This is a genomic window from Bradyrhizobium murdochi, from assembly GCF_000472965.1.
Taxonomy (GTDB): Bacteria; Pseudomonadota; Alphaproteobacteria; order Rhizobiales; family Xanthobacteraceae; genus Bradyrhizobium; species Bradyrhizobium murdochi.
In genome coordinates this window covers 59,717-82,293 of the sequence record NZ_AXAU01000018.1, presented here as the reverse complement: position 1 = coordinate 82,293, position 22,577 = coordinate 59,717, and the positions used below count along the sequence as shown (strand labels likewise).

Genomic DNA, 22,577 nt, shown 5'->3' with positions numbered 1-22,577 from the left:
GCCTCTATCGAGGACAAGCCGCGCATGCCAAAGAAACCCGGGACCAATCCCAAAGGCGAGTTCGCCTTTTTCAATGTCGTCTACGAAGACGACTCGCAGCGCTCCAACCGGCGCGTGCCTGCCGAGTTGCTCGGGGGGCTCGACGGCGACGAGCCGGCGCGCGGCTACATCATGGAGCAGGACCGCGAGATCGCCGAGAAATCCGGCCGCCCGCAGCTCAAGATCAAGAGCATCAGCCGCGTTGGGGCGAAGAAGAAGTAGGCTCGCAGGCAAGGCCCCGATTGCATCAATCAACGTCGCGACCGCCGGAGAGCGTGTTGTCCACGTGCTCAATTACAAGCGAGCAAGCGGCACCCCTCTCCCTAACCCTCTCCCGCAAGGGGAGAGGGAACCCTACCGCCGATGCGTCCCTGACTCGTGCCAATTACATGGGACAGCCAAGATGCACATCAGGGATAGCCGATGCAATGTGAGGTGAGCACACTGGTACGGCTCCCTCCCCCCTTGCGGGGGAGGGTTGGGAGAGGGGTGGCCCCGGGCGCTGGCGTGAGAATTTGGCGCGACCTGAGCAAACAAGAACGGCGGGCTTTCGCCCGCCGTTCTTGTTCGATGGATGCCCGGGTCCCGTCTTCACCGAGGCTTCGCCGGGCAAATGACAGGCAGTACTAGTTGTCGAGGAAGCTCCGCAGCTTCCGGCTTCTTGACGGGTGCTTCAGCTTGCGCAGCGCCTTGGCCTCGATCTGACGGATACGCTCTCTCGTCACCGAGAACTGCTGGCCGACTTCTTCCAGCGTGTGGTCGGTGTTCATGCCGATACCGAAGCGCATGCGGAGCACGCGTTCTTCGCGCGGGGTGAGCGAGGCCAGAACCCGCGTGGTGGTTTCGCGCAGGTTGGACTGGATCGCCGCGTCAATGGGGAGGATCGCGTTCTTGTCCTCGATGAAATCGCCGAGGTGCGAGTCTTCCTCGTCGCCGACAGGCGTTTCAAGCGAGAGCGGCTCTTTTGCGATCTTCAGGACCTTGCGGACCTTCTCCAGGGGCATGCCGAGCTTTTCGGCGAGCTCTTCCGGCGTCGGCTCGCGGCCGATCTCGTTGAGCATCTGGCGGCTGGTGCGCACGATCTTGTTGATGGTCTCGATCATGTGCACGGGGATGCGGATGGTGCGGGCCTGGTCGGCGATCGAGCGCGTGATCGCCTGCCGGATCCACCACGTGGCGTAGGTCGAGAACTTGTAGCCGCGGCGGTACTCGAATTTATCGACCGCCTTCATCAACCCGATATTGCCTTCCTGGATCAGGTCGAGGAACTGCAGGCCGCGGTTGGTGTACTTCTTGGCGATCGAGATCACGAGACGCAGGTTGGCCTCGACCATTTCCTTCTTGGCCTGGCGCGCCTCGCGCTCGCCCTTCTGCACGCCGTGCACGATCTTGCGGAATTCGCCGATCTCAAGACCCGTCAGCGCCGCCAGCGACTGGATCTCGTGGCGCAGCTCCTTGATGCGGTCCTTCTCGTGATGGACGAAATTCTTCCAGCCCTTGGCCGATAGTTTCGAGACACGGTTGAGCCAGCGCGGATCGAGCTCCGAGCCCTGATAGTTGCGCAAAAAGTCTTCGCGCGCGACGCCGTGGCTGTCGCCGAGGCGCAAGAGGCGGCCCTCGAACGAGACCAGCTTCTTGTTGATGTCGTAGAGCTGCTCGACGAGGCTGTCGATGCGGGCCTGGTTGAGGCGCAGCGACTTCACCTCGACGATGATCTCGTCCTTCAGCTTCTTGTACTTGCGCTCCTGCGAGGGCGAGAGCGACTCGCTCTGAAGCTGGTTGGCGATGTCCTGCTCCTGCAGGCGGCGCAGCTTCTTGTATTCGGACGCGATCTTGTCGAAGGTCTCGACCACCTTCGGCTTCAGCTCGGCCTCGATCGCGGCAAGCGACATCTGGTTTTCGAACTCGTCGTCGTCCATGTCGCCTTCGGCGGCGGCTTCCGCCGGATCCTTCTCTTCCGTCTCCACATCGCCCGCGGGCGCTGCGCGGAACGGGGTCGCCGACGGGGGAGCAGCCGGCGGTGCGACATGCGCGGGCGCGGCCTCGCCGTTGGCTGCCTGGCCGTCGCCTGCGGGGGCGGCGATCATCGCCGGGTTCATGTTGTTCTTGGCGTCGGGGCCGGCATAGGTGGCTTCGAGATCGATGATGTCGCGAAGGAAGATCTTTCCTTCGTTGAGCTCATCGCGCCAGATGATGATGGCCTGGAAGGTCAAGGGGCTCTCGCAGAGACCCGCAATCATCGCCTCGCGGCCGGCCTCGATGCGCTTGGCGATCGCGATTTCGCCTTCGCGGGACAGCAATTCCACCGTGCCCATCTCGCGCAGATACATGCGGACGGGATCGTCGGTGCGCTCGCCGGGTTCGGACTTCTTGACCTCGGTGACAGCCTTGGCCGTGACCTCGACAAGCTCGTTGTCGGTGTCGTCGTCGGCCTCTTCCTTCTCGGCCTCCTCGTCGGCCTCTTCGGCCTCGGAGACGTTGATGCCCATGTCCGAGAGCATCGACATGATGTCCTCAATCTGCTCCGGCGAGGTGGTGTCGGAGGGCAAGACTTCGTTGAGCTGATCGAAGGTCACGAAGCCGCGCTTCTTGGCCTGCTTGATCATCTTCTTGACCGCGGCATCCGTCAGGTCGAGCAACGGCGACGGCGCGTCGGGGCTATCCTTCTCAGGGGCGTCCGCTGCCTTGTCGTCTTTTTCCTTGTCCTTAACCTGCAGCGTCTTTGCCTTGGTGGCCATTCATCAAGCTCCCGAAACGCGCTTCATGCGGGCGTGCGTCGCCGCCCGCGCTCTTCAACTCAATTCCTCGAGATGACGTCGTTCGATCGTCACCTTGCTCTGTTCATTCGCCTTCGCATGATCGGTCGAAAGCGGCACCCGCTTTTCCGCACCATGGTTACGACGCGCAAAGGGCGGCGCAGACCATCGCCACCCCTGCCTTCCGCATCACCGGTTCTGTCTTTCGTAGCCCGAAGGCCCTTAAGCTTTGCTTAACCCTGTTTTTGCCGCCAAATCATGGATTTGGCGAGTCTTTTCGCGGGCTCAGCCAAGGCCGTCCGCATCATTTTTTATCGTCAAACGCTTTTGCGGAACCGGCCCGAAAGCTCGCCAAAGCCCTCAATCAGGGCCTCGGTGCCGTCGAGGGAGTCCAACCGGGCGCCGACATCCTTCAGCCATGCCAGATTGGCCTCGCTGGTCTCCTCGGCCAATGCCAGTTCGGCATCTTTCTTCTCCCTAAGTAGGGCGTGCGTTTTCTGATGCAAGACAACGAGTTGCTGCCAGGTGGCCAAAACGTCTTCGCGGGCCGCGCCAGGGCGGGCGGCCCACACCGCCGCGGTCGTGATCGCCCGCTCAACCCGTTGTAGAACCTCGCTTAATCCGCGGGTCGCGAGATCGGCGCGCATTTTTTCGGCCTGCTCCTCGACATCGGGGGAATGGTGATGGTCGTTGGCGAAGGCGGCGATAATGCCGGCGCGGAGCTTGTTGGCCTCGGGATGCGCCAGTTCCAGGGCGGCCACCTCCTCCAGATGATCGTGTAGCAGCCAAGGATGGTTAATCAGGGATTGCAGGATCAAGGCTTCGCGGCGGGACATCGCGCTGCGCTGGCCGCGCATGATCGGGCTGGTCGCAAGCTGGGGGCTCGCCGCCTGGTAGGGGCCGGGGGCGATTCCTGAAGCTATCCCCGGCGGGCGGCCGCCGCGGGGGGCGAATCGGCCGGCCGGGCCCGCTCCGCGCGGGGCAAACGTGCGGGGTGATTCGGGGCGGCCGGGCCGGAAATTACCCCGGCCGTAACCGCCGCGGCCGGCATCGGGCGCAAAGGTGCGCTGCAGGCGCTCGGCGAGATCCTGGCGATAATAGCGACGCACGACCTCGTCGCGGATGCCGTTAGATAGTTCGTTGATACGCGCCTCCAGCGCGGCGCGCCGTTCGGGAGTCGCAAACGTGCCGCCCTCGATCTCGCGCGACCAGATCATATCGGCGAGCCCGCGCGCGGCGCCGATCACCTCTTCGATCGCAACCCGTCCCCCGGTGCGGGCGAGGTCATCGGGGTCCTGCCCCTCCGGCAGCAGCGCAAAGCGCAGGCTTTTGCCGGGCGCGAGATTGGGCAGCGCGAGGTCGGCAGCGCGGTACGCTGCTTTTTGCCCGGCGCGATCGCCGTCGAAGCAGAGGATCGGCTCGTCCGCCATCTTCCAGAGCAGTGCGAGCTGGTTTTCCGTCAAGGCCGTACCAAGCGGCGCCACCGCACCAGCAAAGCCCGCGGTGACCATGGCGATGACGTCGACATAGCCTTCGACCACGATCAGCGGCGAGCCGTCATGCGCCGCCTGTCGCGCGGGGCCAAGGTTGTAGAGATTGTCGCCCTTGTGAAACAGCGGGGTTTCCGGCGAGTTCAAATACTTTGCCGGAACGTCCTTTTCCAGCGCGCGGCCGCCGAAGGCGATGACGCGACCTCTGGCGTCCGCGATCGGAAACATCACCCGGTCGCGGAAGCGGTCGAAGGGAACTGGCTTGTCCTCGCCGGAGACCAACAGCCCCGCTTCCACCATGTCGTCGGTGGAGATGCCCTGCGCGCCCAGATGCTCCTTCAGCGCAAAGCGCTCGCCCGGGGCATAGCCGAGGCGAAACTGCACTTGCGTCGCCGCCGAAATGCCGCGGTCGCCGAGATAGCCGCGCGCCTTGGCGCCGTGGCGCGAGGCCAGCGTGTCGGCAAAGAATTTTGCCGCGAGTTCCATCACGTCATGCAGCGTCTTGCGCCGCTGCTCGTGGCGCGCGGCATCCGGCGTTGCCGCCGGCAGCGGCAGGCCGGCCATGGCGGCGAGGCGCTCAACAGCCTCCGGAAACGAGACGCCTTCCGTCTCCATGACGAAGTCGAAAATGTTGCCGTGCTTTCCGGTAGAGAAGTCGTGGTAAAATTGTTTCTGGTCGTTGACCGTGAAAGAGGGCGTCTTCTCCTGCTGGAACGGCGACAACCCCTTAAACTCCCGCCCCGCCCTCTTCAATTTCACACGCCGGCCCACGACTTCCGAAACCGGAAGCCGGGCGCGCAGTTCGTCGAGAAATTGGGGCGTGAAGCGCATGGATCAGGTAGCTGCCAGAGTCGTGGGGCTGTGCCAACCGATTAGGGATACAGGGACGGGCCGTTAAAAGGCGAGGGCTGGCCGGTTTCTCGCCGCTATTCACAGCCCCTTCTGTCATTCCGGGGCGATGCGAAGCATCGAACCCGGAATCTCGAGATTCTCTGGTGCGCAATTGCGCACCAGAGTTCGCTTCGCGCCCCGGAATGACAGCGGAAGCTTGAATCGCGTGCAGTTCCGCGCTTCCATGTCCCGTATGTTCACGGTGTTCCGGGGTGGCAGGAGCGGGGCGTGGCGGGTGACGCGGTTTGCGCCGGTCAAGGGCGCGTCGCTCTCGCCGACGCCTTCGCTGTCGGTCGTGCATTCGCTGTCGATCACGCTGCCGATCCTGCCCTCGCCGACCTCATGGCGACTCGCCGGCTTCGCCAGCCATCTGCGCTATACCGAGCGCGCCGAGAAGACACAGCTTGATGCCGTGCGGGCGGAGATCGGCCGACCTGAGGCGACCAATGCGGCGCTGATCCCGATCAAGAAATCGGCGGCGTGGTGGGAGCTGACGCAGGAGGAGCGGCGGCAGATCTTTGAGGATAGATCTCACCACATCGCGGCGAGCCTGAAATACCTGCCGGCGATCGCCCGCCAGCTCTATCACAGCCGCGACCTCGGCGAGCCCTTCGACTTCCTGACCTGGTTCGAATACGCGCCCGCGGATGCCGACGCGTTCGAGGAGTTGGTCCGCACGCTGCGCGCGACCGAGGAATGGCACTATGTCGAGCGCGAGGTGGATATCCGGCTGGAACGGGAAAGGCTTGATGCGGGGTGAACGGCTCGCGTGCCCGGATGCAGCGCCTCGTGCCCCGGATGCTGCGCAGCACCGAAAGCGCGTTCACGCGCGTCTCGACGCGCTATGGTGATGCGCTGCTGAGCCGGGGCCCACGCTTGCGGCATAACGGAAGCGTGGGTCCCGGCTCTGCGGCGCAGCGCACTGGACAATGCTTCGCATCGCCAGGAACGCTGCACCGCGTCCGGGACACGAGAGCTAGTTCTCCAGAAACCTGCCCGAGGCGATACGCGGCAGGCCGGTGACCGGCCAGTTGTAGATATAGGTCCACGCCTCGCCGGCGGTGCCGTCTTGCAGCGACAGCGGCAGCATGCGGCGGATGTATTCGGTCGGTTCCGGAAACCCGGCGCCGCAGGCCTCATACATGTCGAGTTCGGCCAGCAACGCGTCGCGATCGCGCAGACGATAGAGCTCACCGAACACGACGTCGTTGGCGTCATCCGACAGCACCAGCCCCGGATAATGCTTGATGAGATAGAGCCGGCCGCGGCAGGTGGCCGTGCCCAAAAAATCCGCACTGCGCGACAATAGTTGCGCCATCGGATGGTCGAAGCCGCGCATCAGCGTGCCGTAAACGAACAGTCGATCTGAAATCATGGAATTTCTATGTCATTGCGCGCGAAGCGATGCAATCCGCCGGGCGGTCTATCGCCAAAACCGTCTTGTGGGGAAGCATCCGGAGCGGCATCGTTAAGCCATCATCGATTCGGATACGTCTCCTCGACCAACAACGCTCAAGGAAGATACGTTGAACGACGCCGCCGGCCCCGCGCTGCTCCTCAGCGCCGAGGATGTTCCTCCAGTCCACGAATTTAACACCGCAGGCCGCTCGCCGTTTCTGCTCACCTGCGATCACTATGGAAGGCTCATTCCGCGCGTGCTCGGCGACCTCGGCCTGCCCGAGAGCGAACTGACGCGCCATATCGCCTGGGACATCGGAATTGCCGGCGTCGCGGAAGCGCTTTCAAAACATCTCGATGCCCATCTGATCGTGCAGCGCTACTCACGGCTCGTCATCGACTGCAACCGCCCGCCGCACGTCGCGAGCTCGATCCCGCGCATCAGCGAGGCGACCACGATTCCCGGCAATGAAGGCATTTCGCGCGAGGCGGCCGCAATACGGCGGGCGCAGATCTTCGATCCCTACCACCGGCGCATCGACGAGATCATCGACCAGCGCGGCAACGCTGCCATGGCGACGGTGCTGGTGTCGCTGCACAGTTTCACGCCCGTCTATGCCGGGATTGCACGGCCCTGGCACATCGGCACGCTCTACCACCGCGACAAGCATCTGCCGCCACGCTTGCTGCAAGCGTTGCGCGCCGAGGGCGATCTGGTGGTCGGCGACAACGAGCCTTATGCGGTCAGCGACGACACCGACTACACGATCCCGGTGCATGGCGAGGCGCGCGGGCTGATGAATACGGGGATCGAAATCCGTCAGGATTTGATCTCGGATCCCGCGGGCGAGAAGGCATGGGCGGAGCGGCTGGCGCGGATACTTGGGGAGGTTGAAGTGACGCTGCGGGCGCAGCAGTTAGCTTGATTGCGCTGATTGGCCCGACGAAGCGCTTACCGCGCCCGCGTCAGTGCCAGCCAGATGCCGCCGCCGATCATGAAGCCGCCGGAGACGCGCGAGACCAGCCGCGTTCGCTGCTTGGAGAAGAACATCCGCGCGCGTCCGGCCAGCAGCGCATAGACCGCGTCGGTCGATGCCGCGATCACCATGAAAGTGACGCCGAGCACCGCCACCTGCGGGAAGTGGTCCTTCTCCATGTCCACGAACTGCGGAAGAAACGCGCCGAAGAACACCAGCACCTTCGGGTTGCTGAGCAGCACCAGAAATCCCTGCAGGAAAAATCCGCCGCGCGGCGGCGGTGGCGGCTCGTCGGCGTTGACGCCTTCCGCAGGCGACCAGATCAGCTTGATGCCGAGCCATATCAGATAGGCGGCGCCCGCAAAGCGCACCCAGTCGAACCAGTAGCCCATCGTCGCCATCAGCGATGTCAGCCCGATCGCGACGGTGCCGATCACGATCGCCATAGCAGTTTGCACGCCGGCGCAATTGATCAGCGCCGCGCGGGTGCCGTGCCGCAGGCCGTTCGCGATCAGCAGCGTGACGACGGGACCCGGCAACAGCGCAAGCGCAATACAGGCGGCGACAAAGGCGAGATAGACCTGAAGGGACATGTGGGTGAACTCGGTGGGAGAGCGGTTACGTCATTATGCATGACGGGGGCGAGAGATGGAAGCCGCGCTTCTGCTCCCTCTCCCCGCTCTTTGCGGGACAAGAACGAGCGGCGCTACCGTCCCTCCATCGCGGCCATCACCCACCGCGTCATTTCATTTTCGCCAAGCAACGCCAGCGCCTCCCGCCGCACCCTCATCGCGTCGGCCTTGCCATGCGCGACTGCGACCAGCAGGTCGCAGCGGCGTGACACTGCGACGCCGATGGCGGTATGCCGCGTGCCGCCGGTCATTGTGAGATCATAGGCGCGGCTACGTCCCGGCATGTCGGCGACAGTGATGACATCGCCCGCTTGGATCGGCGTAAAGCGTTCGCTCAGCAGGTCGAGATCGGCGACGCGGTCGACTTCGTCGTCGTCGGCGACGCCGCGATCGCAATTGCAGAAGCCGATTTTCGGCCGAACGTATACCTCGATGCCATCACTACACGACGCGCCGCGGCAACGAAAGGCGCGTCCCGCGGGCCAGCCATCGCGCGGGAACGACCAGGCGATCTCCTGCCAAGAGCCTTTCAGTTCGCCTTGCTGTTCGCCTTGGCGCGGCACGATGTGCTGGTAGGCCGCAGCGCCCGACAACGCGCCGAGCGCGGCGGCCGCAACAACGATGACCGGCCAGCGCCGCATTGCCGGCACCCTCACGGCAGGCCGGCAACGGCGCGCGCCGGGCCGGTCAGTTCCAGGATGTGCAGGCCGGTATTGGCGCGGTCGACGATGTAGATGTAGCCGCGTTCGTCGGTTTCGACATTGTTGGTCTGGATCGCGACCTTGCAGCGATCCTTGCCGTCGATCTTGACGCAGCGCTTGTCGGTCGCGGCCGTGATCGACGGGATGAAATAGCCGACCTCCTTGGGATGATAGGGATCGCGAATGTCGAGCGCGCGAACGCCGGCATTGAAGAAGGCGATGAAGGCCATCTTCTTGTAGAAGACCTCTGCCATGCTCTCGTTGGAAGAATGCGCGCCGAACCGCCCGCCCCGCTCGCAGAACGTTCCGCTCGCCTCCGGCACCGTGTAGCTCGAGATCATCATCGGCGCCTTCTCGACCGTAACGTCAGCGAACCACACCATCTGCCGCGGCTCGTTGCATTCGTTCAGGATCGACTCATTGACGATCATCACGACGTCGCGGGTCTTGCCGTCCTTGTCGCGCGCGAATTCCGCGATCGGCATGCCCGGCATCGGAAACGCCGTATGCGCGCCGATGAACGGCGACATGGTCAGCCGCGCAATTTCCGGCGAGCGCAGATTGTCCGGGGTTGGCTCTTTGGGCCCGTTAAGCAGTTTCTCGCGATCGACGATCTGCAAAATCCCGCCCTTGTTGGTGCCGTAGCCGAAATAGACCCGCTTGCCGGAAGGTCCCGTCGAGATCGGCCCGTGCAGTTCGGTCGGCACTGCACCGGTCGAGCCCGGTTCCTGGCCGGGCAGACCGAAATCGCGGATTTTCTGCGGGTGCGCGGGATCGGAGAGATCATAGACCTGCGTCATGCGGCGCGTGCGCCAGTCCGGTGCGCCCGACACCAGGAAGGCAATGCCGGTGTCGCATTCCCACCAGCTCTTGTGCGTGTCCTTCAATCCCGCAATCCGTGTGATCAACACGGGATTGGCGGGATCGGCTACGTTCCAGATTTCATGCGCCTCGCCGCCAAAGGTCCGCAGCATATAGACCGCGTTGCGATCGCCCTTCGGCAGCGCCCTGCCGTCGCAAATTCGCACCATCTGCGCGCCGCCGCCTTCATATTTGCCCTCCTGACCCGGAAGGTGGCGCAGATATCTCGGCTGTGAAGGATCGGTGACGTCGACGATCGACGTGCCGTTCGGCTCAGTCTTGCCGGTCTGCGGATTGAGCGGCGCGGGAATCTCGTCGCTGCCGCCGTGATGGCCGATATAGGCGATCCAGCGGTCGCCCTGATGGTGGATGGTGGGCTGGTAGGCGCTGCGCGCCTGCAGGTCGCTGGTTCCAACCAGCTTCATGTTGAGCGCTTCAGGCGGCGCCCCAATCACTTGTTGCTGCGCGAAAGCGATGCCTGGCGATGCGAGGAAACAGATCGCGAAAGAGGCTGCGAGTTTGAGGCGACCACTCATGTTCCACCCCGACTGTTTAAGGCCAGTCTGCGCTGGCTGACCGCACGATAACACAGGCTGTGGGCCGCGCCCAACACACGCTCTTGACATGCAACCTTTTGGTTGCCTAATATCTACCCCATGGATGAGGTCTTCAAAGCGCTTGCCGATGCGTCGCGGCGCTCGCTGCTGGACAGGCTTCACGCCAGAAACGGACAGACGCTGAACGAACTTTGCGACGGCCTCGACATGACGCGGCAGGCCGTCACCAAGCACCTTGGGATTCTCGAGGCGGCCAACCTCGTCACGACACTGAGACATGGCCGCGAGAAGCTGCACTACCTCAATCCGGTTCCGATCCATCAGATCGGCGAACGCTGGATCAAGAAATTCGAGCGCGGGAAACTCGCCGCGCTCTCTGAGTTGAAACGACGGTTGGAGAAGCGTGATGAGTAAGCCGGAATTCGTCTACGTCATCTATATCGAGACCACGCCGGAGAAATTGTGGGAGGCACTGACGTCCAGCGAGTTCTCCAAACGCTACTGGTTCGGCACCGAACTGAAATCCGACTGGAAGGTTGGTTCGCCGCTGGCGCTGGTCATGAACGGCACCACGACCGATACCGGGGAGATTCTCGAGGCCGATCGGCCGCGGCGGCTCTCCTACACCTTCAAGCACGTGACCAACGAGGCATACCGCAACGAGAAGGCTACGAAGGTGGTCTTCACTATCGAGCAGCACGGCAGATCCGTGAAGCTCACGCTCACGCATGAAGGTTTTGCAGAGGGCAGCAAGCTGTTGGACGGCATCTCCAAGGGATGGCCGGCCATTCTGTCCAGCCTCAAGAGCCTGTTGGAATCCGGCACTGCGCTCGAAATTCCGGTTTCCGCTCTCGGCATCGAAGGTGCGTCATGAACGTCAAGAACTTCAAGCCTGCCATTGTCTACACCATCTACATCGCCTCGACGCCGGAGAAAGTGTGGGAGGCACTGACGCAAGCGGAGTTTTCCAGGCAGTATTTCTCCGGCCAGGCGGTCGAGGTCGATCTCAGGGTCGGCGGCGCCTTCATCATGCGCACGCCGGACGGCGCGCTACATATCTCGGGCGAGGTTATCGAGTGCGAACCGCTGAGGAAGCTCACCGTCACTTTCAACGTCAACTGGCCGGCGCTGCTCGAAAAGCTCGGGCCGACGCTCGTCACCTACGAGATCGAGCAGGCCGGCCATGTAGTCAAGCTGACGATGCTGCAATCGCATGACCGGGAGATCAGCGACGACATCCTGTCCGGCGGACGTACAGGCTGGCCCGCAATCCTGTCGAGCCTGAAGAGCCTGCTGGAGACCGGCAACGCGCTGACGATCCAGATGCAGCCGCCGGAGCGGATGCTGGCCGCGCTGAAGGAATTGGGGATCGGGACGCCGTAGGCGGTGGCCCTCCTCCCCAATATTAGCGTGCTGATTCTGGCGCACGCCGTGCGTGCTATTGGCGACGACTCGTGGTACCCTGCAGCTATGGCGAAACAGAAGAACGTTGCGACAAAAGGTGCGAAGTCTAGGCGGTTCGTGCTCGGAAGCGATCGCTTTGCCAAGATCAGCGAAGTCGAGGGTATCGAGCTCACGCCGGCAATGAAAAAGCGCGCCAGCGATGCGCGGACCAAAGGCCTCGCGGCGGAAGAATATCGCCAGGCAATCATTCGCAGCCATCGCAAGGGCTGACCGACCGCATGTATGATGCGATCGAAGATCCCTACACCTACAAGAACTCGACCGTGCTGGTGAACAAGCTCGACTTGCGGATCTGAGCGCGGAACGAAGCACCGATGAGCCTGCGCACACGTCTATTGATACTGGTTATCGCCGCGATGCTGGTGCCGGCCATCCTTGTGGGACTGCGCTTCGTCCAGAATCGCGCAAGCGAAATCGACGCCGCACGCGCCAACCTGTCGGCAACCGCCAACGATATCTCAAGCGACCTCGACGAGAAAATTCAGGGCACGGCCCAGCTTCACTATGGTCTCGCCCGCGCCCGCGATCTCGATACGCGCGACAAGGCGGCTTGCTCCGCCTTCCTGTCCGCCGTGCGCGAAGAGTATCCGCGCTACACCGGTATCTTGACCATCAATCCGGACGGCAGCCTGTTCTGCGACTCGTTGCGAACCGATCGGACGCTCGATCTCAGGGATCGCGAATATTTCAAGCGGGCGCTGGTTGCACACGGCACCGTCACGCTCCAGCCTGTGTTCGGCCGGTTGACGGGGACCTCCGTGTTGCAGATCGCCTATCCCGTTCGCTCGGATACAGCAGAGCTGAAATTCATCCTGCTCGCCTCGTTCAATCTGAAGAAATTCGCCGATGACCACGACAAGCGGCTGTCGAACGACAATCAGATTCTGCTCGTCGACAGGAACGGCACGATCCTCGTCGCGCCCGAGGGCAAGGACTGGACTGAACTGACCGGCACATCGATCGCAACTTCGGAGCTGTTCCGGTTTGCGGCCTCGCCGAATGATGAGCCGTTTCGCGAAGTAACTGGGCGGGACGGCCGAACCCATGTCTGGACCGCCGCGCGCTCCCCCTCGGTGCGCGATGCCGGACTTTACCTTATGGTCGGGCGGGCCAAGGACGGTCTGGTGGCCGCAGCCAATCGCCGCCTCTACGAGGACCTGGCGATGCTTGCGGTGGCCTCGCTGCTGTTGCTCGCAGGCGTATGGGTTCTGGCGACGATGAGCATCGGCCGTCAGGTCGGACGCCTGGCTGCGATGGCGACGAAGCTCGGAGTTGGCGATCTGAGCGCGCGGATTGCTCCACCCCATCCACGCGGCGAGCTCGGCGGGCTGATGACATTGCTCAACGGGACCGCTGAATCGCTCCAGCATCAGCGCGCCGCCATCGACGAGCTCAACCAGAAACTCACCCAATCCCAGAAAATGGAGGCGATGGGTCAACTCACCGGCGGCGTGGCGCATGATTTCAACAACCTGTTGACCGTCATTCTCGGCAATGCGGAGCACCTTGCCGAGAAGCTTGCGACACACAAGGAATTGCAAAAGATCGCCGAGAGCATCGCGACCGCTGCCGAACGCGGCTCGGACCTGACGCGCAGCCTGCTCGCGTTTGCGCGCAAGCAGCCCTTGATGCCGAAGCACATCGACATCGGCCAGAAGATCGTCGGCATGGAGCAGTTGCTGCGCCGGACGCTTGGAGAGCATATCGAATGTGAATTCCGGCTTGATCAAGACCTGTGGCAGGTCAGTGTCGATCCCGGACAACTGGCGTCGGCACTGCTCAATCTGGTGCTGAATGCGCGCGACGCCATGCCGCTCGGCGGCAAGCTGACGGTCGAGGTGCAAAATACGTCACTCGGTGAATCCGACGTGGACGTCAACGGCGAGGCGCGTCCCGGCGATTATGTGATGATCGCCGTGACGGATATCGGCACCGGCATGACGGCTGAAGTCGCCAGCCGCGCCTTCGAGCCGTTCTTCACCACCAAGGAGGTGGGGAAAGGTACCGGTCTCGGCCTGAGCATGGTTTACGGATTCGTGCAGCAATCCGGCGGGTCGATGCAGATACGCTCCAAACCGGGGCACGGCACCGCGGTCAAGCTGTTCTTCCCCCGCGTTGGGACAATTCAGACGACCGCCGCGCTGTCCACCGGTCAGCCGGCCGCGCCCACCGGCAGCGAGACCATTCTCGTCGTCGAGGACGACGACATGGTGCGCCGCTATGTTGAAGGCGAATTGAAGGCGCTCGGCTATCGCGTCATCGTCACGCCCAACGCGCGCGCGGCGCTCGAAATATTGCGCGGCCCGGACAGCATCCATCTTCTGTTCACGGATGTCGTGATGCCCGGCGGCATGTTCGGAACCGAGCTTGCGAAGCAATCAGCCCGTCTGCGGCCTCAGTTGAAGATCCTTCTGACTTCCGGCCATAGCGAACATCCGGTCGAGGCGATCGATGGGGCCGGCCGCTACGTACGGATTTTGAACAAGCCCTACCGTCGGCACGATCTGGCATCGATGCTGCGTTCGGTCCTGAAGGCGCGTTGACGGATTATCCTCACCGTCGTCCCTGCGAACGCATTCTTTCCTAAAACCTTGGCCGCGGACCCTGCGTTCGCAGGGACGATGGCGAGGGTTGTGCTCCCGCCCTCATTGATGCGGGCATTGCAGCCGGTGTATGCAGACAGCGTATTGATCCTGGTCAAGCCTGCCCGGATGACGTCACCGCCGCGCAGGTGGCTCCCCGCCCACTCTGCAGCGGCCGGTACGCGGGATTGCGCTTGTCAGGATCGGGACATCAGCAGCAGGGCGACAACAAGATTCACCACGAACAGTATCGCATCGATGGCAAAAATCCGAAGCATCGGGCCCCTCAACACGGGCCAATACGCCACCCCGACCCGCCCGCCGCGCATCAGGACCGGGAGGTTGTAGGCGAACTGGCTGAAGTGACACGCGGCAAAGAACAGGAATAACGCAAGCTGCGCGTCGTAGGCCTGAAAGAAGGGCGGCCGGAACGCCAGGAGATACAACGACAGAAGACCGATCGGCAGATTGATCGCGCCCAGAAATGCCACGCTGGCCGACAAGGTCGGGGCGATTGGATTGCCACGCTCCTCTCGGGGAACCAGTATCTTCAGCGTATTGCCCTGCGCGATGCTGAACTGCATGAAGGCGGCGCCGAACCAGAGCGCATTAAGGAGCAGAACAGAATCCGAAAATCGCATGGCTACTTTCCGTAGAAGGCCTCGCTGCGCACCACACGGCCGGCTTTGTCGAAGTCCATGAACTCGCTGGCGCGGCTATCGCCCAATTGCCACCACACTGTCAGGCGCGCAATCGTGTCGTCCCAGCTCCAGTTCAGGATTTTCAGGTCTGCGCTCTTGATGCCGCCGTAGGCTCTCTGCCAGTAGGCGCGGATGTTCTCGGCGCCGGCGACTACCGGGGATTCCGTCAATTTGAGCGCCAACGGGCTGCGCATCTCGGCGTTTTCGGCGAAGTGCGAAACGACCGCGTCGATATCGACCTTGCGCCAGTTCGCGCACCACGCCTCGACAAAGCGTCCGGCCGCCGCGCGGTCCATTGCCTGTTCCCTCATGCTCGCGCCCTCCCTCGGTGCAACTGCCGGGAAGAGATGACACAGGGCGGCCCTAACGTCAACTATATTGACGTGAGAACATTGTCAGTTGTTGTCGGCAATGACCCCCATGACGGCCATCCAGGCGGCAGCGCCGGGTGGGCCGACACGATCGAACGCCTCGCGCAGAACCTTGCGCTCATGGTCCGATGCCCGTTGCTCAACGCGTTTTCCTGCTTCCGTCAGCCGCAGCAATTTGGAGCGATGCTGCTCGGGCGACCGCTTCGATGTCAGGAGTTTACGCTGCAGCAACAGGTTTAGCGGCCGGTTCACGGCTTGCTTGGATATGCCGAGGATCTCGATCAGCGCGCCGATCGAGATGTCAGGCTGTCGCGCAACCACGTAGAGAATGCGATGGTGCGGACGTGAGAGGCCGACCGTGGCGAGATACTGGTCGGCCGAGAGCGTCATGCCGCGCCAGCCGTAATACATGAGCTCCAGCGCCGCATCCAAATCGTGGAGCTTCCTGAGCGAGGCGCGGTGCAGGCCCGCGGCGTGAGAAGTATTTTTTTGCATGTACCTACCGCGTCGAATTGACAGAAAAAGGATCTACCCCAGCGCCCGCAACTCGCGCCGCAGCACCTTGCCTGTCGCGGTCATCGGCAGCGTGTCGGCGAACTGCACGAAGCGCGGGTATTCGTGGGCGGCAAGCTGCACTTTCACGAACTCCTGGATTTCGCGCGCCAGCGCATCGCTCGCGGCAAAGCCCGGGCGCAGCACGATCCAGGCCTTGATGGATTCGGTGCGGATCGGATCGGGAATGCCGACCACCGCCGACATCGCCACCGCCGGGTGCTTCATCAGCGTGTGCTCGATTTCCGACGGGCCGACGCGATAGCCGGCCGTGGTAATCACGTCGTCCTCGCGGCTGACGTACCAGAAATAGCCGTCCTCATCCTGCACGCCGAGATCGCCGGTCAGCAAGAATTCCCCGGCATATTTCTTCGCGGTTGCTTCCGGATTCTTCCAGTACTCGATCATCGTGCATGGGCAGGGCTGGCGCACGCCGATGATGCCGCGCTCACCCCTCGGCAATTCCTCGCCGTGATCATTGACGATGCGGACGTCGAAGCCGGGTGTCGCCTTGCCCATCGAGCCGGGGCGGATCGGAAACAGGTTCGAATTGCTGCCGATCACGAGGTTGCATTCGGTCTGGCCGAACACCTCATGCGCGTTGATGCCGAAGGTTTCGCGCACCCAGCCGAGCAATTCGCCGCCGAGCGATTCACCGCCGGTAAAAATGCTGCGCAGCTTTACGCCGGAATTTTTCACGCCGGCCTGCCGCATCAGTTTCAGCGCGGTCGGCGGCAGGAACGTGTTGCGGATGCTTAAGTCCGCCATCATCGCCATCGCCGCCTGCGGCTCGAATTTGCGCGCGCGATGGCCGACCAGGGGAATGCCGTGATACCAGAACGCCAGCAGGCCGTTGATCAGCCCGCCGATCCAGGCCCAGTCGGCCGGTGTCCACATCAGGTCGCCGGGCCGCGGCAAGAAGTTGTGGCACATCTCGACATTCGGCAGATGGCCGAGCACCACGCGATGCGCGTGCAGCGCGCCCTTCGGATTGCCTGTGGTGCCGGAGGTGTAGATGATCAGGGCGGGATCGTCGGCTGCGGTGTCGACGGTGGCAAACTCCGGCGACGCGGCCTTCAGCGACGACCAGAACGGCTTTGTTCCGGCAGGCGCGCGGTCGCCAATGACGTAGACGTTCTTTAGTTCAGGAAGACGATCGCGTATTTTCGCTAATTTCTCCCAGCCGCTCTCGTCGGTAACGACAGCCTTCGCCTCGGAGTTCGACAGGCGGAACTCCAGCGCGTCCTCGCCGAACAGCGCGAACAGCGGGATCGAGATCATGCCGGAACGAAACGCGGCGAAATGCGCGATCGGCAGTTCAAGAGATTGCGACAGGAACACTGCGACGCGGTCGCCGCGCGACAGGCCGTCGGCTTTCAGCACGTTGGCAAAACGGCGCGACTGCTCCGCGACGTCGTCGAAGGATGTGCGCGTCGTGGCGCCGCCCTCGTCGAGATAGATCAGCGCCAGCCGGCCTGAGCCATCGGCATGGCGGTCACAGCATGCGGTCGCCATGTTGAAGCGAGCGGGGATGTCCCAGCGGAAGTTGCGGTAGAGCTCGTCGTAGGTTGAGGCTTCGGTGAGCATGTTGGGCGACCCATCCCTAACGTCCGTCATGGCCCGGCTTGTTGCCTGCCATCAACGTTCTTGTTGCTTACCGCGAGTTTAAAGACGTTGATGCCCGGGACAAGCCCGGGCATGACGCGGAGAGACGTTTTGCAGCCCTGACTTAATTCTACCGCATCATAGCTGTTCAAACCCTCATCCTGAGGAGCCCGCGAGAAGCGGGCGTCTCGAAGGATGCAGGCCGCAGATGGGGCCTCATGGTTCGAGACGCGCTTCGCGCTCCTCACCATGAGGAACTCATGAAGCAAGGCTAAGGTGCCCGCGCCTTCTCCATCGCGAGCTCTGCCTCGAGGCTTGCGAGGTCCCGATAGATCGAGGCGACGGCGAGCACGCGGCCGTTGCGCTTATACTGCAGCAGGCAATCCTTGCCGGGGATGTCGCCGTCGACGGTGATTTCGTCCCACTTCTCGGCGTAACCGACATAATTGATCGGCACATCGTAGTGCTGGCTCCAGAAAAACGGCACCGCATGGAACGGCTCGCGCTGCCCGAGCATGTTGCGCGCCGCGGTCTGGCCCTGACGCTCGGCCACCACCCAATGTTCGACACGAATGGTCTCAAGGGAATGCGGATCGGGCCAGCGCGCAATATCGCCCGCGGCATAGATCCCGGGGATGCTGGTTTCCAGATAGGCATTGACCGTGACGCCGCGATCGATCGCCAGCCCCGCCTGCTCGGCCAATTCAAGGCGCGGACGCACGCCGACGCCGACGATCACGATATCGGCGTCGATCGCGCCGCCGCTTTTCAGCGTCGCGCGTTTGCCGTCGATCCCGGTTACGGTGTCGCCGAGATGGAAGATGACGCCGTGCTCTTCATGCAGGGCACGAACGAAGTCGCCCAGCTCTGGCCCCAGCACACGCTCCATCGGCCGCTGCTCGAGGCCTACGACATGAACCTCGATATTTCTGGCGCGCAGCGACGCCGCAACCTCGAGCCCGATAAAGCTGGCGCCGATCACGACGGCGCGTCGCGCGCCGCCGGCCGATGCGATGATGGCGCGGGAATCGGCCAGCGAGCGCAGCACGTGGACGTGTGGCTGATCTGCGCCCGGTATCGGCAGGCGCACCGGCTCCGCGCCGGTCGCCAGCAGCAAGCGGTCATAGGGGATGGTCTCGCCGCCTGATGTGACGACATGGCGCGCGTTGGGATCAATTGACGTGACCTCGGTGTTGAGCCGCAGGTCGATCTTCGCCTCGGCGTAGAAATCATCCGGCCGCAACGGCACCCAGTCCTCCGGCGCGCTGCCGGCGAGATAGTCTTTTGACAGGTTCGGCCGGTCTACCGGTGCCGCTGCGTCATTGCTCAGCATCACGATGCTGCCGCGATAATCCTGCCGCCGCAGCATTTCGACTGCGGCAAAGCCTGCCGCGCCACCGCCGACGATCACGATTTTGCCGGGCGCATCGACGGCGCCCTTCACCTGCGGCTTGGGCTGCTCCCGCTTCTCCCGAACGAAGATGCGACCGTCTTGCTGCTCGACCTTCCAGACCGCGACCGGACTGAGCGCCGGCGCCCGGATCGCCTCGCCCGTGCGCAAGTCGAAACAGGCGTGGTGCCAGGGGCAGCGGATTCCCTGGCCAGTCACGAGGCCTTCGGCGAGCGGACCGTGATAATGGGTGCAATGGGCGCCGATCGCGAAAATTTCCGGTCCCGAACGCACCAGCAGCACTTCATCGTCGCCGACATGGCCGAGCAACATCTGGCCCGCGAATTCGGACGGGGCTATGCCCTTTGACAGATCGGGACCGGCGGGCAGAGCTTGCTGGTCAGCCATGCCTTCCTCCACTCGCGTTGCGCTACGTCATCGCTCCGAGTTTGACTCAAACGATGTTTCATCAGCGCGAAGGTTCCCGAGCGTAAAAAATTTATCCTGATAGCGCCGCCTTCACGAGGCCGCTGGCCTTGCCGAAATCCATCTGGCCGGCGAATTTCGCACGCAGCACGCCGATCACCTTGCCCATGTCCTTCATGCCGGCGGCGCCGGTCTCGGCAATGGCGGCCGAGATCGCGGCCTTCACCTCGTCGTCCGACATCTGCTTCGGCAGATAGGCTGATATCACCGCGATCTCCTCGCGCTCCTGCGCGGCAAGCTCGGCGCGGCCGCCTTTGTCGTAGAGCTCGACCGATTCCTGGCGCTGCTTGATCATCTTCTGCAGCAAGCCGAGCACGTCGGCGTCCGACAGCGGCGGCTTGCCCTGCCCACGCGCGTCGATATCGGCGTTCTTGATGGTCGAATTGACCATGCGCAGCGTGGAGAGCTTGCGCTCGTCCTTTGCCCTCATGGCGTCCTTGACCGCATTGTTGATGTCGTCGCGCAGCATGATTTCCTCGCTGAGAATGCAGAGAATTAGGTCTCGCACAGAGACGCTCGGTTAATCCTCCCGGCCTATATAAGGACTGGCATGAAGGTCGAAAAGCAGTTTGCTGCGCTGGTATTGTGTCTTGTGGTGCTTTGGGCAAGCCGTTTTGCCCCCCTTTCGTGCGAAGCTCTTGGCGATCATCGCGTTGAAGCACCGTCGTGGCTGGCGATCGCCGCTGTGGGCGTACTCCTGACCGTTTGTATGTATCCGCTCGCGCACGACGCGGTTTCTTTCCTGACATGCCGGCTGGGTTGGGAGGCAGGCTTCGATCATCTCAAGATCTATCCGGGCGACCCTCCTGCGCCGAACGCGCGGCCTATATCCCTGAAGACCAAATTGCTCCTGCTCTACCCGCTTGATCTTGCTACCGTGATCTTCTTCCTGCTGCCTTTGTGGACGAAGGTCGCCTACTGCGGCTAGGGAACGCGCGGGACCAGCTCGAATTGGTCAAGCCAGATCGTACGTTTCAGGCCGATTTGGCCCAAATCGGCTGGGGCCGGCGGAACTAGCGGTCAAACATGCCGTAAACGCATGTGAATCCCGCGCTTTTCTTGGCCTTCCGGCTTTGACGCGCGGGGGTGCTTGCGACTATGAAGTGCGCTCATGACAACATCTGAAAATGCTTCAGCCTGGCCGGACCATAAACCGACCGCGCTCCTCGTGCTTGCCGATGGTACCGTGCTGGAGGGATTTGGCCTCGGCGCGGAAGGCCACGCCGTCGGCGAAGTCTGCTTCAACACCGCGATGACCGGTTACGAGGAGATCCTCACCGATCCCTCCTATGCCGGGCAGCTCATCACCTTCACCTTCCCGCATATCGGCAATGTCGGCACCAACGACGAGGATATCGAGACGGTGAACATGGCGGCGACGCCGGGCGCGCGCGGCGTTATCCTGCGCACGGCCATCACCGATCCCTCGAACTACCGCGCCACGCGGCACCTCGATCAATGGCTGCGCGCCCGCGGCATCATCGGGCTGTCGGGCATCGATACCCGGGCGCTGACGGCGCTGATCCGCTCCAAGGGCATGCCGAACGCGGTGATCGCGCATGCCAAGAACGGCGTGTTCGACCTGCACGGCCTGAAGGAAGAGGCGCGCGAATGGCCCGGCCTGGAAGGCATGGATCTGGTGCCGATGGTGACGTCGGGCCAGCGCTTTACCTGGGACGAGACGCCGTGGGCCTGGCAGAACGGCTTTGGCCGGCAGAGCGAACCTGAGTTCAACGTGGTCGCGATCGACTACGGCATCAAGCGCAACATTTTGCGGCTGCTGGCCGGTGAAGGCTGCAAGGTCACGGTGGTGCCGGCGACGACCTCGGCCGAAGACATTCTGGCGATGAAGCCGGACGGCGTGTTTCTTTCCAACGGCCCGGGTGACCCGGCCGCGACCGGCAAATATGCGGTGCCGGTGATTCAGCAGGTGATCCAGTCCGGCACGCCGACGTTCGGTATTTGCTTGGGTCATCAGATGCTGGGCCTGGCCGTCGGCGCCAAGACCAAAAAGATGCATCAGGGCCATCACGGCGCCAATCATCCGGTCAAGGACGAAACCACCGGCAAGGTGGAGATTACCTCGATGAACCACGGTTTTGCCGTCGACCAGGCGACCCTGCCCGAGGGCGCGATGCAGACCCACATCTCGCTGTTCGACGGCTCCAATTGCGGCATCGAGCTCAAGGGCAAGCCGGTATTCTCCGTGCAGTATCACCCGGAAGCCTCGCCGGGGCCACGCGACTCGCATTACCTGTTCAAGCGGTTTGCGGATCTGATGCGAGAGAAGAAGCGGGCGTAAGCCGCTCTCGTGCCCCGGATGCTGCGCAGCGCGCCGCTCTTGCGGCGTGAAGCGCTGCTGATCCGGGGCCCTACCTTCCATCCATCCCCAAAATGGGTCCCGGCTCTGCAGCGCAGCGTACCGGACGATGCTTCGCATCGCCGGGAGCACGCTGCGCTGCGTCCGGGACACGTGAGTTGCCTGCATCAATCCGATTTTTTATGATGACCATCATTGTACTCAAACCTGCAGGCACAATTGGATGCACGATGAACCCGCCGCCACCAATGTCGAATACGGCGTGGCACCGACCGACGTCATGGCCTCGATGTCCGGCCTCGACTTCGTGCGCGCCATCTTTGAAGGCAAGTTGCCGGCGCCGCCGATCAGGCAGAATGTCGAGCCGTTCGATTCCACCGCCGAGAAGGGACATGTGGTGTTCTACAGCGTGCCCGGCTTCCGGCATTACAATCCGATCGGCTCGGTGCATGGCGGCTATGCCGCGATCCTCTTGGATTCCGCGATGGGCCTTGCCGTGCATTCCGCCCTTCCCGCCGGCAGCGGCTACACCACGCTGGAATTCAAGATCTCTTTCATCAGGGGCATGACAAAGGACACCGGCCCTGTGCGCACCGAGGGCAAGACGCTCAATGTCGGCCGCCGCGCCGCCACCGCCGAGGCGCGGATTGCCGACGCCAACGGCCGCCTGCTCGCGCATGCGACGACGACGTGTCTGGTTTTCGAGATTCCGAAGGGAACGTGAAGCGCGGAGGGCGGTTTTGAAGGTGTAGAATTGTAGGGTGGGCAAAGCGACTTGTCCGCCGTAGCTCAACGAGCGAAGGC

General features: G+C 62.9%; 23 protein-coding genes. 11 read left to right on the top strand and 12 right to left on the bottom strand.

Annotated elements, in window-relative coordinates:
* Positions 1-24 precede the first annotated feature (24 nt).
* Positions 25-261, top strand: coding sequence for a hypothetical protein (locus YUO_RS0127875; protein WP_028350223.1), 237 nt, complete (start codon positions 25-27; stop codon positions 259-261).
* Positions 262-665: 404 nt separating this feature from the next.
* Here YUO_RS0127875 and rpoD read toward each other — a convergent pair whose 3' ends face one another.
* Together rpoD and dnaG are read right to left on the bottom strand one after the other, a co-directional pair.
* A complete protein-coding gene (gene rpoD / locus YUO_RS0127870; RefSeq protein ID WP_028350222.1) occupies positions 666-2,777 on the bottom strand; it encodes an RNA polymerase sigma factor RpoD in 2,112 nt (703 codons plus the stop codon).
* Positions 2,778-3,112: 335 nt separating this feature from the next.
* Positions 3,113-5,116: a DNA primase gene (gene dnaG / locus YUO_RS0127860; protein ID WP_028350221.1), complete on the bottom strand. Its 2,004-nt coding sequence runs from the start codon at positions 5,114-5,116 to the stop codon at positions 3,113-3,115.
* A gap of 253 nt (positions 5,117-5,369) precedes the next feature.
* On the opposite strand from dnaG, the gene YUO_RS0127855 reads away from it, so the two are divergent.
* On the top strand, positions 5,370-5,936 hold the full coding sequence (locus tag YUO_RS0127855; RefSeq protein WP_028350220.1) for a chlorite dismutase family protein: 567 nt from the start codon (positions 5,370-5,372) through the stop codon (positions 5,934-5,936).
* Positions 5,937-6,152: 216 nt separating this feature from the next.
* Here YUO_RS0127855 and YUO_RS0127850 read toward each other — a convergent pair whose 3' ends face one another.
* Positions 6,153-6,551: a gamma-glutamylcyclotransferase family protein gene (locus YUO_RS0127850; protein WP_028350219.1), complete on the bottom strand. Its 399-nt coding sequence runs from the start codon at positions 6,549-6,551 to the stop codon at positions 6,153-6,155.
* A gap of 151 nt (positions 6,552-6,702) precedes the next feature.
* Between YUO_RS0127850 and YUO_RS0127845 the strand changes: the two genes are divergently transcribed.
* Positions 6,703-7,500 carry an N-formylglutamate amidohydrolase gene (locus YUO_RS0127845; RefSeq protein WP_028350218.1) on the top strand — a complete coding sequence of 266 codons (798 nt, stop codon included), beginning with the start codon at positions 6,703-6,705 and terminating at the stop codon, positions 7,498-7,500.
* Between the two features lie 26 nt (positions 7,501-7,526).
* On the opposite strand, the gene YUO_RS0127840 is transcribed toward YUO_RS0127845, so the two are convergent.
* The 3 genes from YUO_RS0127840 to YUO_RS0127830 all read right to left on the bottom strand — a co-directional run bounded on the left by YUO_RS0127840 (position 7,527) and on the right by YUO_RS0127830 (position 10,281).
* Entirely contained in the window at positions 7,527-8,144 is a 618-nt protein-coding gene (locus YUO_RS0127840) for a LysE family translocator (protein WP_028350217.1), read from the bottom strand.
* A gap of 113 nt (positions 8,145-8,257) precedes the next feature.
* The gene (locus YUO_RS0127835; protein WP_028350216.1) at positions 8,258-8,824 is read right to left on the bottom strand and encodes a hypothetical protein; all 567 of its coding nucleotides are present in this window, start codon (positions 8,822-8,824) and stop codon (positions 8,258-8,260) included.
* 11 nt (positions 8,825-8,835) lie between these two features.
* The gene (locus tag YUO_RS0127830; RefSeq protein WP_028350215.1) at positions 8,836-10,281 is read right to left on the bottom strand and encodes an LVIVD repeat-containing protein; all 1,446 of its coding nucleotides are present in this window, start codon (positions 10,279-10,281) and stop codon (positions 8,836-8,838) included.
* A gap of 120 nt (positions 10,282-10,401) precedes the next feature.
* On the opposite strand from YUO_RS0127830, the gene YUO_RS0127825 reads away from it, so the two are divergent.
* From YUO_RS0127825 to YUO_RS0127805, 5 genes are all read left to right on the top strand, one after another.
* Positions 10,402-10,716, top strand: coding sequence for an ArsR/SmtB family transcription factor (locus tag YUO_RS0127825; RefSeq protein ID WP_028350214.1), 315 nt, complete (start codon positions 10,402-10,404; stop codon positions 10,714-10,716).
* Positions 10,709-11,176: an SRPBCC family protein gene (locus YUO_RS0127820; RefSeq protein WP_028350213.1), complete on the top strand. Its 468-nt coding sequence runs from the start codon at positions 10,709-10,711 to the stop codon at positions 11,174-11,176. Before YUO_RS0127825 ends, YUO_RS0127820 begins: the two co-directional genes overlap by 8 nt.
* Positions 11,173-11,685, top strand: coding sequence for an SRPBCC family protein (locus YUO_RS0127815; RefSeq protein WP_028350212.1), 513 nt, complete (start codon positions 11,173-11,175; stop codon positions 11,683-11,685). The genes YUO_RS0127820 and YUO_RS0127815 overlap by 4 nt, the downstream gene beginning before the upstream one ends.
* 3 nt (positions 11,686-11,688) lie before the next feature.
* Entirely contained in the window at positions 11,689-11,976 is a 288-nt protein-coding gene (locus YUO_RS0127810) for a hypothetical protein (protein ID WP_235782846.1), read from the top strand.
* Between the two features lie 104 nt (positions 11,977-12,080).
* On the top strand, positions 12,081-14,309 hold the full coding sequence (locus YUO_RS0127805; RefSeq protein ID WP_028350210.1) for an ATP-binding protein: 2,229 nt from the start codon (positions 12,081-12,083) through the stop codon (positions 14,307-14,309).
* Between the two features lie 236 nt (positions 14,310-14,545).
* On the opposite strand, the gene YUO_RS0127800 is transcribed toward YUO_RS0127805, so the two are convergent.
* The 6 genes from YUO_RS0127800 to YUO_RS0127770 form a co-directional block, all read right to left on the bottom strand.
* A complete protein-coding gene (locus tag YUO_RS0127800; protein WP_028350209.1) occupies positions 14,546-14,989 on the bottom strand; it encodes a hypothetical protein in 444 nt (147 codons plus the stop codon).
* A gap of 2 nt (positions 14,990-14,991) precedes the next feature.
* On the bottom strand, positions 14,992-15,360 hold the full coding sequence (locus tag YUO_RS0127795; RefSeq protein WP_028350208.1) for a nuclear transport factor 2 family protein: 369 nt from the start codon (positions 15,358-15,360) through the stop codon (positions 14,992-14,994).
* Positions 15,361-15,444: 84 nt separating this feature from the next.
* Entirely contained in the window at positions 15,445-15,915 is a 471-nt protein-coding gene (locus YUO_RS0127790; protein WP_028350207.1) for a MarR family winged helix-turn-helix transcriptional regulator, read from the bottom strand.
* A 33-nt stretch (positions 15,916-15,948) separates the two neighbouring features.
* The gene (locus YUO_RS0127785; protein ID WP_028350206.1) at positions 15,949-17,559 is read right to left on the bottom strand and encodes an acyl-CoA synthetase; all 1,611 of its coding nucleotides are present in this window, start codon (positions 17,557-17,559) and stop codon (positions 15,949-15,951) included.
* Positions 17,560-17,848: 289 nt separating this feature from the next.
* Positions 17,849-19,375, bottom strand: a complete 1,527-nt coding sequence (locus YUO_RS0127775) for an FAD-dependent oxidoreductase (protein ID WP_028350204.1) — start codon at positions 19,373-19,375, stop codon at positions 17,849-17,851.
* 91 nt (positions 19,376-19,466) lie between these two features.
* A complete protein-coding gene (locus YUO_RS0127770; RefSeq protein ID WP_028350203.1) occupies positions 19,467-19,922 on the bottom strand; it encodes a GatB/YqeY domain-containing protein in 456 nt (151 codons plus the stop codon).
* Between the two features lie 81 nt (positions 19,923-20,003).
* On the opposite strand from YUO_RS0127770, the gene YUO_RS0127765 reads away from it, so the two are divergent.
* The 3 genes from YUO_RS0127765 (at position 20,004) to YUO_RS0127755 (ending at position 22,497) form a co-directional block, all read left to right on the top strand.
* Positions 20,004-20,381 carry a hypothetical protein gene (locus YUO_RS0127765; RefSeq protein ID WP_028350202.1) on the top strand — a complete coding sequence of 126 codons (378 nt, stop codon included), beginning with the start codon at positions 20,004-20,006 and terminating at the stop codon, positions 20,379-20,381.
* Positions 20,382-20,564: 183 nt separating this feature from the next.
* Complete coding sequence (gene carA, locus YUO_RS0127760; protein ID WP_028350201.1) at positions 20,565-21,755, top strand: glutamine-hydrolyzing carbamoyl-phosphate synthase small subunit; 1,191 nt, start codon at positions 20,565-20,567, stop codon at positions 21,753-21,755.
* Positions 21,756-21,996: 241 nt separating this feature from the next.
* Positions 21,997-22,497 carry a PaaI family thioesterase gene (locus YUO_RS0127755; RefSeq protein WP_028350200.1) on the top strand — a complete coding sequence of 167 codons (501 nt, stop codon included), beginning with the start codon at positions 21,997-21,999 and terminating at the stop codon, positions 22,495-22,497.
* Positions 22,498-22,577: the final 80 nt, after the last annotated feature.

What these genes read in the sequence shown, in the direction of transcription:
- YUO_RS0127820 (WP_028350213.1), top strand. Translation starts at nt 10,709, where the DNA reads ATGAGTAAGCCGGAATTCGTCTACGTCATCTATATCGAGACCACGCCG.
- YUO_RS0127765 (WP_028350202.1), top strand. Translation starts at nt 20,004, where the DNA reads ATGAAGGTCGAAAAGCAGTTTGCTGCGCTGGTATTGTGTCTTGTGGTG.
- YUO_RS0127850 (WP_028350219.1), bottom strand. Translation starts at nt 6,551, where the DNA reads ATGATTTCAGATCGACTGTTCGTTTACGGCACGCTGATGCGCGGCTTC.
- YUO_RS0127840 (WP_028350217.1), bottom strand. Translation starts at nt 8,144, where the DNA reads ATGTCCCTTCAGGTCTATCTCGCCTTTGTCGCCGCCTGTATTGCGCTT.
- YUO_RS0127855 (WP_028350220.1), top strand. Translation starts at nt 5,370, where the DNA reads ATGTTCACGGTGTTCCGGGGTGGCAGGAGCGGGGCGTGGCGGGTGACG.
- YUO_RS0127825 (WP_028350214.1), top strand. Translation starts at nt 10,402, where the DNA reads ATGGATGAGGTCTTCAAAGCGCTTGCCGATGCGTCGCGGCGCTCGCTG.
- rpoD (WP_028350222.1), bottom strand. Translation starts at nt 2,777, where the DNA reads ATGGCCACCAAGGCAAAGACGCTGCAGGTTAAGGACAAGGAAAAAGAC.
- YUO_RS0127785 (WP_028350206.1), bottom strand. Translation starts at nt 17,559, where the DNA reads ATGCTCACCGAAGCCTCAACCTACGACGAGCTCTACCGCAACTTCCGC.
- YUO_RS0127770 (WP_028350203.1), bottom strand. Translation starts at nt 19,922, where the DNA reads ATGCTGCGCGACGACATCAACAATGCGGTCAAGGACGCCATGAGGGCA.
- YUO_RS0127800 (WP_028350209.1), bottom strand. Translation starts at nt 14,989, where the DNA reads ATGCGATTTTCGGATTCTGTTCTGCTCCTTAATGCGCTCTGGTTCGGC.
- YUO_RS0127795 (WP_028350208.1), bottom strand. Translation starts at nt 15,360, where the DNA reads ATGAGGGAACAGGCAATGGACCGCGCGGCGGCCGGACGCTTTGTCGAG.
- YUO_RS0127815 (WP_028350212.1), top strand. Translation starts at nt 11,173, where the DNA reads ATGAACGTCAAGAACTTCAAGCCTGCCATTGTCTACACCATCTACATC.
- carA (WP_028350201.1), top strand. Translation starts at nt 20,565, where the DNA reads ATGACAACATCTGAAAATGCTTCAGCCTGGCCGGACCATAAACCGACC.
- YUO_RS0127790 (WP_028350207.1), bottom strand. Translation starts at nt 15,915, where the DNA reads ATGCAAAAAAATACTTCTCACGCCGCGGGCCTGCACCGCGCCTCGCTC.
- YUO_RS0127805 (WP_028350210.1), top strand. Translation starts at nt 12,081, where the DNA reads ATGAGCCTGCGCACACGTCTATTGATACTGGTTATCGCCGCGATGCTG.
- YUO_RS0127775 (WP_028350204.1), bottom strand. Translation starts at nt 19,375, where the DNA reads ATGGCTGACCAGCAAGCTCTGCCCGCCGGTCCCGATCTGTCAAAGGGC.
- YUO_RS0127835 (WP_028350216.1), bottom strand. Translation starts at nt 8,824, where the DNA reads ATGCGGCGCTGGCCGGTCATCGTTGTTGCGGCCGCCGCGCTCGGCGCG.
- YUO_RS0127755 (WP_028350200.1), top strand. Translation starts at nt 21,997, where the DNA reads ATGCACGATGAACCCGCCGCCACCAATGTCGAATACGGCGTGGCACCG.
- YUO_RS0127875 (WP_028350223.1), top strand. Translation starts at nt 25, where the DNA reads ATGCCAAAGAAACCCGGGACCAATCCCAAAGGCGAGTTCGCCTTTTTC.
- dnaG (WP_028350221.1), bottom strand. Translation starts at nt 5,116, where the DNA reads ATGCGCTTCACGCCCCAATTTCTCGACGAACTGCGCGCCCGGCTTCCG.
- YUO_RS0127830 (WP_028350215.1), bottom strand. Translation starts at nt 10,281, where the DNA reads ATGAGTGGTCGCCTCAAACTCGCAGCCTCTTTCGCGATCTGTTTCCTC.